The organism is Hyphomicrobium sp. (genome assembly GCF_035572195.1).
Lineage (GTDB): Bacteria > Pseudomonadota > Alphaproteobacteria > Rhizobiales > Hyphomicrobiaceae > Hyphomicrobium_B.
In genome coordinates, this window is sequence record NZ_DATNBA010000003.1 from 50391 (window position 1) to 63445 (window position 13055).

Sequence of the window (13055 nt, forward strand, 5' to 3'; positions counted from 1 at the left end):
CGGCCGGCGTTGGCTCGCGTCGCGCTGTCGCGCTTCAACCGCCGTAGCCCTTCGACGCAGGGGCTCTTCGAACAAAGGGTACGTAATGAGCCAGCGCGTTCCGCCAACCGATCTCGAACTCGCGGCGCTGATTTCGAGCCGTATTTGCCACGACATCATCAATCCCGTCGGCGCCATCTTCAACGGCCTCGAAATTCTCGACGAGGACGACGATCCGCAGGCCAAAAGCTACGCATTGAACGTCATCCGCAACGTCACGGAACAGGCATCGGCGAGGCTTGAATTTGCCCGCTTCGCCTTCGGCGCGACAGGGTCGGCCGGATCGATGATCGATCTCGCGACGGCGGAGAAGATTTCTCGCGGCTACATCAAGATTACGCAGGGCAAGCACAAACTGATGTGGCGCGGCGCGCCAGGTCTTATCGTGAAAGATAAGGTCAAGCTGCTACTCAATCTCATTGCGTCCGCCGTCACGGCGTTGCCGCGCGGTGGCGAAATAGACGTTTCGATTGGCGGTTCGTTCGAACAGCCGAGCTTTCTGATCCGCTGCAAAGGCACCAGCGCCCGTCCGCCCCAATACCTCACGGATTTCGTTGCCGGTACCCCGCTGGCCCTCGATGCAATCACGATCCAGGCTTATTACACGTGGCGCATCGCGCCTTCGGCAGGCATGCACTTGGAAATTCTGAAAGACGGTGCCGACATTCTGCTTGTCGCCCGGCCGGCGACATGAGCCGGTGAGCGTTCTCGATCATGATATTGTGGCGACGCCGCCACATAACTTAAGCGCGGCTTAATATATTACCGTCAGGCTAACCAAGTCGTGCCGGGTGCAGCCTCCGGCGCAGTGGAACGGATGCGAGATCGCCACATCATGCTTCATTGCTTCGTGATCGATGATTCCGAAATCATTCGAAAGTACACCCGTCTCATATTCGAGAGCCTGGATTTCCGCGTCAGCGAAGCCGAGGGGCCTATCGCTGCGATGGAGCGTCTACGCTCGGACGCACCGGATTTCATTCTGGTCGACTGGCGAATGCCGGGAGGCAGCAGCCTCGAACTCATCGCCAAGATTCGCGCGCTGCCGCTCGATCCGCGACCGCACATCATGTACGTGATGACCGAAAACGATCCGCAGGAAATTCAGCGCGCCCTGACGCACGGTGCCGACAGCATCATCCTGAAGCCGTTCAACCGTGAGATCATCAAGCTCAAGCTTGATGAGATCAGCGCTGCGACGTCGCCATCTCCTGCATCGGCGTAGGGACCGGCATCTCAACCCGCCGCGGCGAACATGAGCCGCCGCGCGTTTTGCCGAGCCACACGTTCATCCTCAAAACCGCGCGTCCGAAAATCGGATGCTTACGGCGCCACTCCGTCTTGCGGCGGCATCGGCGTTGGGTAACCGCTGTCTTGTGCCGCCGGTTTTACAGCAGTGGTTTCGCCACTTTCCGGAGCAGCTTTTTTCGCCGCCATATGCTTCACCGGTTTTTTCGCAGTATCAGTCAGCGAACCGGTTTCGACGGGCTTTTTCGCGCTAGCGGCCGAAGCTGCTGCTGCTGCGGCAGGTGCCGTCACAATTGCTGACGTCGAAGTGGAAGCGGGAGTCGCATCGGGAGAAGTGGCCGCGGTTGCCGCAGCATTCGAGGGAGCCTCGGCAGGCTGAGCCGCCTCATCGTTGGTTTCAGCGGCGTGAGCGGCCGTATCCTTCGGATCCGGCACCTTGATCTCGGCGGCGGTGTTTTCAGCCGGCGGAGGAACCGTTGCCTTCGCGGTTTCGGTTACCTTGGCAGCTTCACTGGTCTTCGCCGCCACTTCCTTTTTCTTTTTCGAATGTTTCGTAGGCTCGGCGGCAGCGCTCTTTGCCTTGTCGCCCGGTTCGGCCTCGTCAGATGCCGCAGCCTGCTCAGAGCTCGGCAACGCCGAACCACCCCAGCAGACGGTAGCGTCGGCTGTGCACGTGTGCTCGTCGAAAACGATGAAGTTCAAGAACAGCTCGCAACTCACCTTCTTGGCGCCGGTCTTGTAGTCCTTCACACCCTGCTCGGCCATCTTCGTGGCGATGAGCTTGTCGAGCAAGCTCTTCGCGTCTTTCGTTGGCCCGTCCTTACCGTAGTCGTTGACGGTGAAGCCGTATCGTTTGCACTCCGCCGACGCGGGCAAAGTTACGGCGGCAAAGAAAGTAGCCGCTGTTGCAAGAGCGGCAACGACGTTGACCGAAGGGCGCATGCGCCTTCTCCCCCTAAAAACCATCCCCGACAATCCGCTGACTGGATAGTGTCAGCACCGTGGCATGATGAGGGCCGAGTTGCCCACAAGCGATAGCTTATGCCGTTTTTGCCACGACCTGTGGCCGTGGCATTTCGAATTGATCCACAGCTATTGAGTTTGCGCCGAGAACGTTAGTTCATGTAAGGCGCTTGGCCGCCTCGGTAGCCCATGGCAGAATCGAAGAAGAACCCAGAATCGAACGGCCCTGCAGGGGTCTGCGGGTTCAAAATGTGACCGCGATAAGCGGCGCGATCCCCATTCGTGCTGATCGAGTCGGAGTAGCCATAGGAATAGCCGCCGCGGCGGCGAATGGCATAGCCCTTGACCTGCGGGCCAGACTGGTAGCCCCGCTTCGCAGGAGCTGCCTCGGCCGGAGCCGTAATCGCCAGCATCACGCCACTGATCAATACGGCTGAAACGAACTTAAACGTCATCGGATTGCCTCTCTCCGCAGTCGGTCCCGCACCGCAAGATGCTCTCAGCATAGTGCAATTATCGTTGAGTTCTTTGAAGAAATGGTTGCCACCGGCAATTCGCACAAGGCTGTCACTTATCAACCACGCATTCCGGTTAACGACGATCCGTTGAGGCCGGACCAAGGCGTTTTTGAGCCAAACTGTGGTATGATTCCCACTGTGGGAGGCTGTTTCAGCCGACGAAGCGATCAACGGGGAATAATCGCAAAGCTCGTCACATCCCACTTAGCTGGTGGAGAACGGCAATGGATATTATTACGCTTTTAATTCAGCTGGTTAGTGGTGCGCTTGGCGGCAATATTGCGGGCAGCATGCTTAAAAACATGAGCCTCGGGACGCTCGGCAACACGATTGCCGGCATTGTGGGTGGTGGCCTCGGCGGTCAGATTCTCGAATACGCGTTCCATGCATCCTCAGTAGGAGGCGGTCCGCTGGATTGGCCGGCAATTCTGACGCAAATCGTCGGCGGCGGCGTCGGCGGCGGCGTTCTGATGGCCATTGTCGGGGCGCTACGCGGCGCGATGGCGAGGTAAGCGACGCCCAACGGCACGCAGCCCGCCGTTCGCGCCGGCTGCGAGAAGAAAATAGCTCGCCGAATATCAACCGGCGAGCTGTCTGAGCTTGTCAAATAACCGCCTATCGCGGTCTCAACCGCATGCCTTCTGACGGGCAAGACAGTGCGGCAAGCCGATCGCCGACGTATCGCACGTCACCTTGACGACACCGTGCGGTTTCCAGCCGTGAGCCGCCATCGAGTTTTTCAGGGCCGCACTCGCCATGAATTTGGCGAGGTCCTGCGTGGCCATCACGGACTCACCTCCCGCCATCACGCACTTCGCCTGAGCCTCGCTCGCTGCCATGCCAACGGCCAGTGCGAATGCCACCATTCCCACGCGCATAAGTATCGTCATTGCTGCTTCTCCCTCGGTTTCGATCTTCAACCCACCCACTGCCGATTTCAGAACGCGCGACCCCCACCGATCACGCCGAACTTTTTCGTCGCTACATCGCGCACCGCACTCATGGATACAGCATGGCGCCAGAACGGAAACCGCGGCGCGCGTCAGAACTTCGCTTCGCAACGTCAGTCGGACTTTTGCAGATCGACTGCTTTCGGGCCCTTGCCGCGCTTGTCGGGTTCGGTCTCGAAAGAAAGCCGCATTCCTTCGTTCAGATCACCAATGCCTGATCGTTCGACAGCCGTAACATGAACGAAAACGTCATTGCCGCCGGCATCGGGCTTGATGAAGCCGTAGCCTTTCTGTGAATTGTAGAATTTCACTGTACCTGTCTGGCGCATGCGTCGTCTCCTGGCGCACTCCCGGCGTACGACCTCAGGCTTCCGCGCAAGCCTTCGTATCGACCGCCGTGACGGGCCCGGAAGCCGGCACGATCCCAACCGCGTCCTGCCGCACCGCACAACGCGCGCCGGGCTTCGTAGAACGCAACGGGAGCCGCCATGCCGCTGCCCGCCTTTAGCGTGCGGCAATTTATCCTGTAAACAAGATCGTGTTGCAAGATCGAAATGCTGCAGAGCGAAGTGATCACCGTTCTAGAACGGCGTTGCGCAGCAGGTAGCCATGGCCCGCACCCTCGGCCAGTGTCTCGCTAAGCAGCGGCAGGATGGCCTCGAGTTCCTCCCGAAGCACGTAAGGCGGATTGAGCACCAGCACGCCTGCCGCCGTCAGCCCGAGGCCCGCAAACGCTGCGCATACCGAAAGCCTGACGTCGAGAAATTCGAGCTCCGACTGTGCAGTGACGGCGGCGACGAAGCGGTCGGCAGCCACCTCGTGTTTGAGTGGGTACCAGATCAGATACGTGCCAGTCGCAAAACGCCGGGTCGCCTCTGCGACAGCGGTGGCGAGATTGTCAAACTCCTCGCGACTTTCGAAAGGCGGATCGATCAGTACAAGCCCGCGGCGCTCCTTGGGCGGCAACAGTGATTTGACGGCGTGCCAAGCATCGATATTGAGCACGGTCGTGGTCTTGGAGCGGCGAAACTCGCCCTTGAGGCGTTCGAAGTCCTGGCCCTGTAACTCGTTGGCGACGAGAACATCCTCAAACCGCATGAGCTGGCGCGCGATGACGGGGCTCCCGGGATAATACCGAAGTTGTCCCGGATCGTTTGCAGCTCGGACGACATCGAGATAGGGCGCCATGAGGTCTGCAACGGGGCCTGGCAGTTCTGCATCGAACAAGCGGCCGATTCCATCCTGCCACTCGCCGGTCTTGCCGGGCTCCAATCCAGAAAGATCGTAACGCCCAGCGCCGGCGTGCGTGTCGATCACGCGGAAAGGTCGCGGCTTCTGTTTCATGTACGTCAGCACGCGCGCCAGCACGACGTGCTTGACCACATCGGCAAAATTTCCGGCGTGATAATCGTGGCGATAGTTCATGCGTCGACGGTTGGGAAACGACCGAGGCGCAAAAGATATGCCGTCAAATGAGGTCTCACTCTAGGCCTTCTTTTCCCAGCGCCCGCTTTCAGACTGCTGCCAGTAGGTGACGGCGCATCCCGCCGCCTTGGCCCCCGTCCACTGCGTCCGCGCCGACGCAACGGCATCGGGATCGCGTCCATCGAATACATAGACGAAACGCTCGGCCCCGCTGAAAGCTTCTGCCTCGGCGCCATCGACAAGGAATCGCACCCCGGCGCCGTTCGGCGTTTCGTTGCCGAGCGTCAGATAGACGGGCTGCTCGCTCGCGTGCCCGGCTCGTGCCGTACCGTGCGGTAGAAAACTATCGTCGGCGTAGGTCCAGAGCGCCTGATCGATCGCCTCGAGGCGATCCTCGCTGCCAGCCTGCACGACGGCACGCCAGCCGCGCGCCAGCGTTTTTTCGAGAAGGCTGGGCAGCACGCGCTCGAGCGTCTGATGTTCGAGATGATAGAAGAACACGTCCATTTGCTAGTTGCCCAAATTGCTTGCACAGCGAAGGCGCGTCGCACGCAGCAAATTACTGAAGAGCTCTTGAAGCGCGCCCCGGACCTCTTATCTAGTCTCGTCCGGAGCGGCGCCAGTTCTGGTGGCTGACGCCCGTGTGGGCGGTGAGCATGGTGGCCTAACTTTTCGCCGCCGTTGCTCCCGCCCGCTGCGCTTCTAAGCTTGCCTATCTCTTCTTCAGATACCGCGCCGGAACTTCGCCCGCGTTGATCAGGGCTGAAATACAAATGCGCGACAGACCTTTTCGGTTGCTCTCGAAGCAGCGGCGAAGCTCGGTGCTATCTGGCATATATTGCGCGCAAAAATTCTGATAGTCGCCGGCGCAGGCATCCTTGACCTTCGACGAATAGGCATCCGCCGCCGTACTGGCGAAAAGTGCAGATCCCGCCATCACGGCAAAAGACATCAGCGCTCCGTCAAGCTTTCTCATTCCGTCAACCCTCAACGTTTGTGGCTCATGCCGATCGTGCCGATCTGACGTGATTCGAAATTTACGTGTGCACTCTTGGAAGCACCAGACCTCGGCGAGCCGTACGGGGGAAAAATGCCGCCGATCGAGCACCGTTGCGCGCTTAGCTCTTGGCGAATGGATTGTCGCCCTTCCTGAGACTGAAGCGTATCGGAACACCCGGCAGATCGAAGGCTTCGCGCAGCGAATTCGTCAGATACTTCACGTACGATTGAGGCAACGCATCGGCGCGCTGGCAGAAGGCGACGAAGGTCGGCGGCCGCGTCGAGGGCTGAGTAATGTAGCGTATTTTGATCCGCCTTCCATGCGAGGCAGGCGGCGAGTGCCGCTGCAGCGCTTCATCGAGCCAGCGGTTGAGCCGCGGCGTCGAAACGCGCTTGTTCCACGTTGCATGCGTTTTGACGACCGCCGCCATCAACTGATCGAGGCCGCTCTCGGAGCGTGCCGATATCGTGACGAGCGAGACGCCGGGCACCTGCGCCAGGCTCTCTTCAACGGTGTCCTTGAGGGCGCGAAGCGTTTTCTGCTTCTCACTCACGAGATCCCACTTGTTGATCGCGATCACCAAAGCGCGGCCTTCTTCCGTCACCCTGTGGCCGATGGTCAGATCCTGATGCTCGAAAGGCCGTTCGGCGTCGATCAGCAGCACGACCACTTCCGCGAAGCGGATGGCACGCACGGCGTCGCTTGCCGACAGTTTCTCAGCGGCTTCGGTTATCTTGGCTTTGCGCCGTAGCCCCGCGGTGTCGAATAGCCGGATCAAACGGCCTTTGTAGTCGAGATCGCTCGAGACGCTGTCTCGCGTCAGACCGGGCTCAGGTCCCGTGATCATGCGGTCTTCACCGAGCAGCGCATTGACCAGCGTCGACTTCCCGGCATTTGGCCGGCCGACGATCGCGACGCGGATAGGCTTGACGCGCTCGGGCTTCTCCGGCGCTTCTGCCGAATCGGCGTCATCGCCCCGGCGTTTCTTCTTGGTTGGCGCAGGCATTTGAAGGCCAAGGGCCGCGATGATATCGGCCGCCAGATCGCCGATACCCTCGCCGTGCTCGGCGGAGATGGCAATCGGCTCGCCAAGCCCAAGCGAAAACGCGTCAAGAATTCCGTCGGCTCCCTGGCGCCCTTCCGCCTTGTTCGCGACCAGAACGACGGGCTTGCCGGAATGGCGGGCGATCCGCGCAAAAGCACTATCGGCGGCGGTCACTCCGTCGCGCGAGTCAATGACGAACAGCACTAGATCGGCTACCGCGATGGCTTGCTCGGACTGTTTGCGCATGCGATCGGCAATCGATCCCTGCCGCGCTTCCTCGAGACCGGCGGTGTCGATCAGGCGGATTTTGGTATCGAACAGATCTGCGATGCCTTCGCGCCGGTCGCGCGTCAGACCCGGCAAGTCGGAGACGAGCGCCGCGCGCGTGCCGGTCAGCCGATTGAAAAGCGTCGATTTGCCGACGTTCGGACGACCGACTATCGCGACGACAGGAAGTTGAGATGACAACGTCAAGGGAACAGCCATTGGGGGATTGAGGATAGCAACGAGCAGCGCTCGCGTTGACTTGCCGGGCAAGCCAAGTTCGCGTCTCTAGCGCAATTTCTAGTTGAGAGCGATGAGTTTCGCAGTGTCGGTCAATACGAACATGTGGCCCTGCGCGACGATTGGCGGAATATAAACCGCAGCTCCGACATTGACCTTATTGCCGACTTTTCCTGTTGCGGCATCGACGCCGACGATCTCACCCTGGCTGGAGGCGAACCACAACACGTTGCCGGCAAGCACCGGCCCGGACCAGGTCTTTGAATCCGGCAGTTGCGTCATCCAGCGCGTCTTGCCGGTTGCCCTGGCAAGGGCCAGCACGCGGCCGCTGGTATCGACGACATAGACCGTGTTACCGGCCACGCAGGGTGGCTGCGAGCCGGGTATCGTTAACGACCAAATCCGCTCTCCGGTTTTTGCCTGCGTCGCGATCATGCGGCCGGCATGGCCAATTGCGAAAACCGTTCCGTCGTCGATCGCCGGGCGCGCCGCATCGCTCATCGACGCGATCTGCGACGTCTGCCGTGTGCGCGAAAGGTTCTCCGACCACGCCGTCGAACCGTCCGACAGCTTGAACGCCATGATGTCGCCGGAGGGGTACGGAACAACGACGACGTCTGAATCGACCGCCGGGCTCGCCGACGACATCAGACTTGCCGTCTGCGGAAGACCCCGCGCCGACCAGGCCTCGGTTCCGTCGATGCCGCTCAGTGCGTAGAACCGTCCATCGATCGTGATGACGTAAAGCCGGTCGCCGAAAGCGGTCGGCGATGCGCGCACCGGAATACCGAGAGACTTGGTCCAGATCGCCTTGCCCGACTGCGGATCGAGCGCGGTAACGACACCGTAGCCGTTTGCAACGTAGAGGCGTCCGTTCTCGGCAGCGAGACCGCCGCCGTAACCACCCTGGCCGACTTGACCTTCAGGCTTTGTGGAAACGGAGAAGACCTTGCTACCCGAGAGCGAGAAAGCCGTCACGTTTGCGGCAGCGTCGAGCGCATAGATGCGCCCTCCGAAGACGATCGGACTGGCCGTTACGCGCCCGGTCTTCGATGATCCTTCACCGGCGTCGGCGGCCCACATCTGACGCAGCCCACCGTCGAGCGCCAGATTCCCTGTCACATTGTTCGGTTCGCCACCGGGCTGCGGCCAGGCGTCATTGGCGTTGAGTGCCGGAAGAACGATCGGCTTATCGGCATCTGCGAGATTGCCCGTGATGCTCTCGGTCGTCTCTATGACGGGAATGCGCCGTCCGGGTAGCGGCTGCTGCTTTTCCTTGAAGGGATTGAGATCGGTGATTTTAGGCAGCGACGGGCCATCGCCGGCGCAGCCACCAAGGAGACTAGCCCCGACGATTGCCACGAAAAGGGGCAGCGCACCCCATCGTCTGTATCGCGCCCCCCTGCTCAAGCCGTTCTCCCTCGCCTTATCGCCTTATAGTGCAGACTGCACTTATTGCTTTTTATCTGGCCCTGCAGCGCCTTCAGGCTTCGCCTCGGTTTTGGCGGGCTCGGATTTCGCCGCACCCTCAGTTGTCGTCGTCGGCGCCGCCGTTTCCGGCGTGGCACTTCCGACTTCCGCAGAAGCGATACCGGCCATGACGACTTTGATCCTGTTCTGCATCGCCTCCGAAGCATTCGGGTCGATCAGCAAGGGTTCGAGATATTTACGTGCCTCGTCGTATTTCTTCGCTCTGTAAGCGGCCAGACCGAGCAATTCCCTGGCGCTCTTGAAGTAGGGTGCATCGTCGCCTGCAAGAGGTGTCAAACGATTCTGGATCTCGGCATAGTCCGCATCCGGCAGTCTGAGGGATGCGGCCTGCAGTTGTGCAAAGCTTTTCAACAGCTCATCTGCACCCGACTGCTCTGCGAGGGAATCGTAAGTTGCAACCGCATCCGCAATCTTGCCGGCCTTGACCTGCTCTCCGGCGAGACGCAGCTTGGCTATAGCCCCATATCCTGCTGGTCCGGTCTCAGCCAGTTTGGTGAAAATCTTCTTGGCTTCGTCTTCCTTTTTCTGCTCGCTGAGATTTTCGGCGGCCGAAAATTCCGCTCCGGCGGTTTGCTCGGCGGCGATACGCCGGCTTTCGAGGATCTGGTAGCCACCGACCGCGAGAAGAAGGAAAACCGCACCACCAATGATCAAGCCATTGTAGTTGTCCCAGATTTTACGCAATTGCTCGCGGCGCAGTTCCTCCTGCACCTCGCGCAACAGACTATCGCCATCTTCGGCCATCGTGTGTCCTTAACCTTCCAGCACCTGCCATAATCGGGATACGGGCCGGTGTCCCGGCGGCTAACCCAAGTTGACGGGCATAGATAGCGAAGGGAGCGCCGTGAGCAAGCCCTTCGACCGTTTTCTCAGTTTTTTGCGGACGGACCCCGAGCCTTCGATCCGCTAAGTGCTCGGAGTCTTCGGCTTTTTCGTGGCTCGTATTGAAGTAGCCACGCCGCTCTCGCCATCGTCCTTCAGCGTATATGTATGCTCGGCGGCGGGAAACGTTCGGGCACGGACTTCCCGGGCGTAGGCGCCGATCGCCCGGTCGATGGAGACGCCGATCGATCCGAATTTTTTGACGAATTTCGGCACTTCCGGAGACAGGCCGAGCATATCTTCCATGACCAGAATCTGCCCATCGCAACAGGGCGAAGCGCCGATGCCGATTGTCGGGATCGGGATCGACTTGGTGATGCGCTCGGCCAACGGCGCGGCCATCGCCTCCAGGACGACGGCGAATGCTCCAGCTTCCGCGACGAGCCGGGCATCCTCCTCGATGGCGTGCCACTCGTTCGCCGAGCGCCCTTGCGTCTTGAAGCCGCCGATGACGTTGACCGATTGGGGCGTGAGCCCGATATGGGCCATCACCGGAATACCGCGATCGACAAGATAGCGAATAGTTTCCACCATTCGCCGGCCGCCCTCGAGTTTGACGGCGCCGCAATCGGTTGCCTTCATCACCTTCGCGGAATTGCGGAAGGCGATCGATGGGCTTTCCTCATACGTGCCGAAAGGCATGTCGATGACGACGAGGGCACGTTTCGAGCCGCGCACGACGGCCTGCCCGTGCATGATCATCAATTCGAGCGGCACCGGTACGGTCGTCTCGTGCCCGTGCATCACCATGCCTAGACTGTCGCCGACGAGCAGGAAATCGCAGTGGTTGTCGGCGATCGCCGCCGTGTGCGCGTGATAGGCGGTCAGGGCAACGATGGGTTCACCGCCCTTGCGGGCGGCGATGTCTGGCGCCATGACGCGCCGGCGCTTGAAGTGAATGGACATTACTCTCCAATCGGTCCGGCAAGAGCCCCGGACATGGCGCCGGCGAAGCCAAGGCGCGGTAGTGCGTTGTGGCCGAGTTTACGAAACCGCAGCGGGGGCCGCCAGCGTACTCGGCCGGGAAAGTCTATTCGCCTGGTAAATTTTACCAACTGCCATCCACAGAATACACGGCCCAGTAGGCAAAGCGTTGAATTAGCGCAACACCGCGAGACTTGTATGCCCCGCCGGAGCAGCACCGGCATTGCACGCCCGGACTTTGCTCTGATAACCAGATTATAGGGCGCTGCTGTTATCATTCCGGTCATATGCGATCGTGTGGACCGGCCTGGCGCGGTTTGTTCGGCGTAGGGTGGATTCACGTGCGTCGTATAGCCAAAGTCTGGCATCAAGTAGCGCGGACAATGCGTCCGGTAGCGGCAATCGTTGCCGCGCTGGCGCTCGTCGCCGGACCTCCTCCCACAAGTGCACGACAAACGACGCCCCGCACACCGAGCATTTCGACACAGTCGAAGGGCCCATTGTTGCTGGTCGTGTCTATCAAAAATCAGAAACTCCACGTTTACGACGCTGATGGCGAAATCGCGTCGTCTCGCGTGTCGTCCGGACGGCCGGGATTCGCCACGCCTACAGGCGTGTTTTCCATTCTGGAAAAGAACGTCAGTCACCGAAGCAATATCTATTCCGGCGCTGAAATGCCGTACATGCAGCGCATCACTTGGTCGGGCATTGCCCTACACGCCGGAGTGGTTCCCGGATTCCGGGCTTCCCACGGCTGCATCCGCTTGCCCTACAGCTTTTCCAAGAAACTTTACGACATCACCAAGCTCGGCAGTCGTGTCATCGTGACCGGGGATGACGCCGAACCTGTCGCATTCAATCATCCGAAACTTTTCCGCCCGCTGCCGTTTGACGACGCGAGCGTGATGCGGCTGGGCACACCGAAAGAGCCGCAGCTGGCAATGAACGATCGGGCGGACGATGCTACGGCTTCGGACGCAGCTCGATCGCTGCCACGATTCATCGGTATTTCGCCGGCGCTCATCCGGGCGGTCGCCGAGATGCCGCGCGATCCGCAGCGCCGTCCGGCAACGCGGGTCGAAGCCGACCAGATGATTCAGGAGAAAATCAAGCGTCTGCAAGCTGCGCTGAAAGCCGCCGACAGCGCTCGTGTCGCCGCGACCGCCAAGGCCAAGACAACAGCGAAAAACTTCGATGCCGCTAATGACCAGCTGAACGCGGCGCGAAGCGATATCGAACCCGTTAGAGCTGCCGTCAAAGCCGCCGAGAAAAAGCAGCAGGACGCGATCAATGCGTTCGAGGATTACATGTCGGCAACTCAACGCACGACGCCCAAATCGACATCCCAGGCAGACGACAAATCGGACGACGCCGGGAATCGGGAAGCCGAACTCGAAGCTGCCGTGCTGAATTTGACAAATGAAACCGACAAGGCGCGTGCCCAGGCCGCCAAGAGTGAAATGAGCCTCGCCATGATACAGGCGAGCTTTTCAGCGGCGCAATCGGCGCGCGATACCGCTGTTGAAAGCGTCCGTCAGGCCCAGTTCGATTTACGCTCGGCCGAGACGTCACTGATCGATACCAACAAGGAAGTGGTCCGCCGTGCGAAGCCGATATCGGTTTTGGTCAGCCTCAGGGCGCAGCGGATCTACATTCGTCAAGGCGTCGAGCCCATCCTCGAGGCGCCAATCACGGTTGCGCCTCTGCCCAGCCGGGTAGGAACGCATGTCTTCACGGCCATGCGCTACGGCAGCGATCCCAATACACTCGAATGGCAACTGGTCAGCGCTCAGACGCCGACGCCGGGTCAGGCTCTCGACCAGGAGTCTGGAAAGCGGAAACGGGACCGCGATCTTCCGTCGTCTCGCGGGTTCAACGTGCAGATGGCAACGGCAGCGCTCGACGCATTCACGATTCCCGACGATATACTTGCGACGATCACCGAGTTCGCGCGTCCCGGTGCCTCGCTGATCGTTTCCGACCGTGAACTTCCGCTCAATGAAAATGGCAGCGGCACTGAGTTCGTCGTGCTGACACGATAGCACCACAAGCGACAGTAATTACTG

The 13055-nt window shown here is 60.3% G+C and carries 15 protein-coding genes; 4 read left to right on the forward strand and 11 right to left on the reverse strand.

The annotated features are described in order from the left end of the window. Positions 1-85 precede the first annotated feature (85 nt). Together VN623_RS00455 and VN623_RS00460 are read left to right on the forward strand one after the other, a co-directional pair. A complete protein-coding gene (locus VN623_RS00455) occupies positions 86-733 on the forward strand; it encodes a histidine phosphotransferase family protein (protein WP_325566990.1) in 648 nt (215 codons plus the stop codon). A gap of 141 nt (positions 734-874) precedes the next feature. Next, positions 875-1264 carry a response regulator gene (locus VN623_RS00460; RefSeq protein WP_325566992.1) on the forward strand — a complete coding sequence of 130 codons (390 nt, stop codon included), beginning with the start codon at positions 875-877 and terminating at the stop codon, positions 1262-1264. A gap of 98 nt (positions 1265-1362) precedes the next feature. On the opposite strand, the gene VN623_RS00465 is transcribed toward VN623_RS00460, so the two are convergent. Both VN623_RS00465 and VN623_RS00470 read right to left on the reverse strand, forming a co-directional pair. Next, positions 1363-2229, reverse strand: a complete 867-nt coding sequence (locus tag VN623_RS00465) for a hypothetical protein (protein WP_325566994.1) — start codon at positions 2227-2229, stop codon at positions 1363-1365. A 173-nt stretch (positions 2230-2402) separates the two neighbouring features. Next, on the reverse strand, positions 2403-2705 hold the full coding sequence (locus VN623_RS00470) for a hypothetical protein (protein ID WP_325566996.1): 303 nt from the start codon (positions 2703-2705) through the stop codon (positions 2403-2405). Between the two features lie 287 nt (positions 2706-2992). Here VN623_RS00470 and VN623_RS00475 point away from each other — a divergent pair, with 287 nt between their 5' ends. After that, positions 2993-3280, forward strand: coding sequence for a hypothetical protein (locus tag VN623_RS00475; protein ID WP_325566998.1), 288 nt, complete (start codon positions 2993-2995; stop codon positions 3278-3280). 114 nt (positions 3281-3394) lie between these two features. Here VN623_RS00475 and VN623_RS00480 read toward each other — a convergent pair whose 3' ends face one another. The 9 genes from VN623_RS00480 to panB all read right to left on the reverse strand — a co-directional run bounded on the left by VN623_RS00480 (position 3395) and on the right by panB (position 10971). Next, the gene (locus VN623_RS00480) at positions 3395-3658 is read right to left on the reverse strand and encodes a hypothetical protein (RefSeq protein WP_325567000.1); all 264 of its coding nucleotides are present in this window, start codon (positions 3656-3658) and stop codon (positions 3395-3397) included. A gap of 173 nt (positions 3659-3831) precedes the next feature. Then, positions 3832-4047: a cold-shock protein gene (locus VN623_RS00485; protein ID WP_325567002.1), complete on the reverse strand. Its 216-nt coding sequence runs from the start codon at positions 4045-4047 to the stop codon at positions 3832-3834. 244 nt (positions 4048-4291) lie between these two features. Continuing rightward, complete coding sequence (locus tag VN623_RS00490; RefSeq protein WP_325567004.1) at positions 4292-5143, reverse strand: 23S rRNA (adenine(2030)-N(6))-methyltransferase RlmJ; 852 nt, start codon at positions 5141-5143, stop codon at positions 4292-4294. 60 nt (positions 5144-5203) lie between these two features. Continuing rightward, positions 5204-5650 carry a DNA polymerase III subunit chi gene (locus tag VN623_RS00495; protein WP_325567006.1) on the reverse strand — a complete coding sequence of 149 codons (447 nt, stop codon included), beginning with the start codon at positions 5648-5650 and terminating at the stop codon, positions 5204-5206. 205 nt (positions 5651-5855) lie between these two features. Further along, entirely contained in the window at positions 5856-6119 is a 264-nt protein-coding gene (locus tag VN623_RS00500) for a hypothetical protein (protein WP_325567008.1), read from the reverse strand. Positions 6120-6261: 142 nt separating this feature from the next. Continuing rightward, a complete protein-coding gene (der, locus tag VN623_RS00505; RefSeq protein ID WP_325567010.1) occupies positions 6262-7674 on the reverse strand; it encodes a ribosome biogenesis GTPase Der in 1413 nt (470 codons plus the stop codon). Positions 7675-7752: 78 nt separating this feature from the next. Continuing rightward, positions 7753-9102 (reverse strand): PQQ-binding-like beta-propeller repeat protein, encoded by a 1350-nt coding sequence (locus VN623_RS00510; protein WP_325567012.1) that lies wholly within the window; start codon positions 9100-9102, stop codon positions 7753-7755. Positions 9103-9144: 42 nt separating this feature from the next. Continuing rightward, positions 9145-9927, reverse strand: coding sequence for a tetratricopeptide repeat protein (locus VN623_RS00515; protein ID WP_325567014.1), 783 nt, complete (start codon positions 9925-9927; stop codon positions 9145-9147). Between the two features lie 162 nt (positions 9928-10089). Then, positions 10090-10971 carry a 3-methyl-2-oxobutanoate hydroxymethyltransferase gene (panB, locus tag VN623_RS00520; protein WP_325567016.1) on the reverse strand — a complete coding sequence of 294 codons (882 nt, stop codon included), beginning with the start codon at positions 10969-10971 and terminating at the stop codon, positions 10090-10092. Positions 10972-11372: 401 nt separating this feature from the next. On the opposite strand from panB, the gene VN623_RS00525 reads away from it, so the two are divergent. Further along, the gene (locus tag VN623_RS00525) at positions 11373-13031 is read left to right on the forward strand and encodes a L,D-transpeptidase family protein (protein WP_325567018.1); all 1659 of its coding nucleotides are present in this window, start codon (positions 11373-11375) and stop codon (positions 13029-13031) included. Positions 13032-13055 lie beyond the last annotated feature (24 nt).

Coding starts and splice junctions, on each gene's coding strand:
- VN623_RS00465 (WP_325566994.1), bottom strand. CDS start 2,229: ATGCGCCCTTCGGTCAACGTCGTTGCCGCTCTTGCAACAGCGGCTACT.
- VN623_RS00470 (WP_325566996.1), bottom strand. CDS start 2,705: ATGACGTTTAAGTTCGTTTCAGCCGTATTGATCAGTGGCGTGATGCTG.
- VN623_RS00485 (WP_325567002.1), bottom strand. CDS start 4,047: ATGCGCCAGACAGGTACAGTGAAATTCTACAATTCACAGAAAGGCTAC.
- VN623_RS00480 (WP_325567000.1), bottom strand. CDS start 3,658: ATGACGATACTTATGCGCGTGGGAATGGTGGCATTCGCACTGGCCGTT.
- panB (WP_325567016.1), bottom strand. CDS start 10,971: ATGTCCATTCACTTCAAGCGCCGGCGCGTCATGGCGCCAGACATCGCC.
- der (WP_325567010.1), bottom strand. CDS start 7,674: ATGGCTGTTCCCTTGACGTTGTCATCTCAACTTCCTGTCGTCGCGATA.
- VN623_RS00490 (WP_325567004.1), bottom strand. CDS start 5,143: ATGAACTATCGCCACGATTATCACGCCGGAAATTTTGCCGATGTGGTC.
- VN623_RS00455 (WP_325566990.1), top strand. CDS start 86: ATGAGCCAGCGCGTTCCGCCAACCGATCTCGAACTCGCGGCGCTGATT.
- VN623_RS00495 (WP_325567006.1), bottom strand. CDS start 5,650: ATGGACGTGTTCTTCTATCATCTCGAACATCAGACGCTCGAGCGCGTG.
- VN623_RS00460 (WP_325566992.1), top strand. CDS start 875: ATGCTTCATTGCTTCGTGATCGATGATTCCGAAATCATTCGAAAGTAC.
- VN623_RS00475 (WP_325566998.1), top strand. CDS start 2,993: ATGGATATTATTACGCTTTTAATTCAGCTGGTTAGTGGTGCGCTTGGC.
- VN623_RS00515 (WP_325567014.1), bottom strand. CDS start 9,927: ATGGCCGAAGATGGCGATAGTCTGTTGCGCGAGGTGCAGGAGGAACTG.
- VN623_RS00500 (WP_325567008.1), bottom strand. CDS start 6,119: ATGAGAAAGCTTGACGGAGCGCTGATGTCTTTTGCCGTGATGGCGGGA.
- VN623_RS00525 (WP_325567018.1), top strand. CDS start 11,373: ATGCGTCCGGTAGCGGCAATCGTTGCCGCGCTGGCGCTCGTCGCCGGA.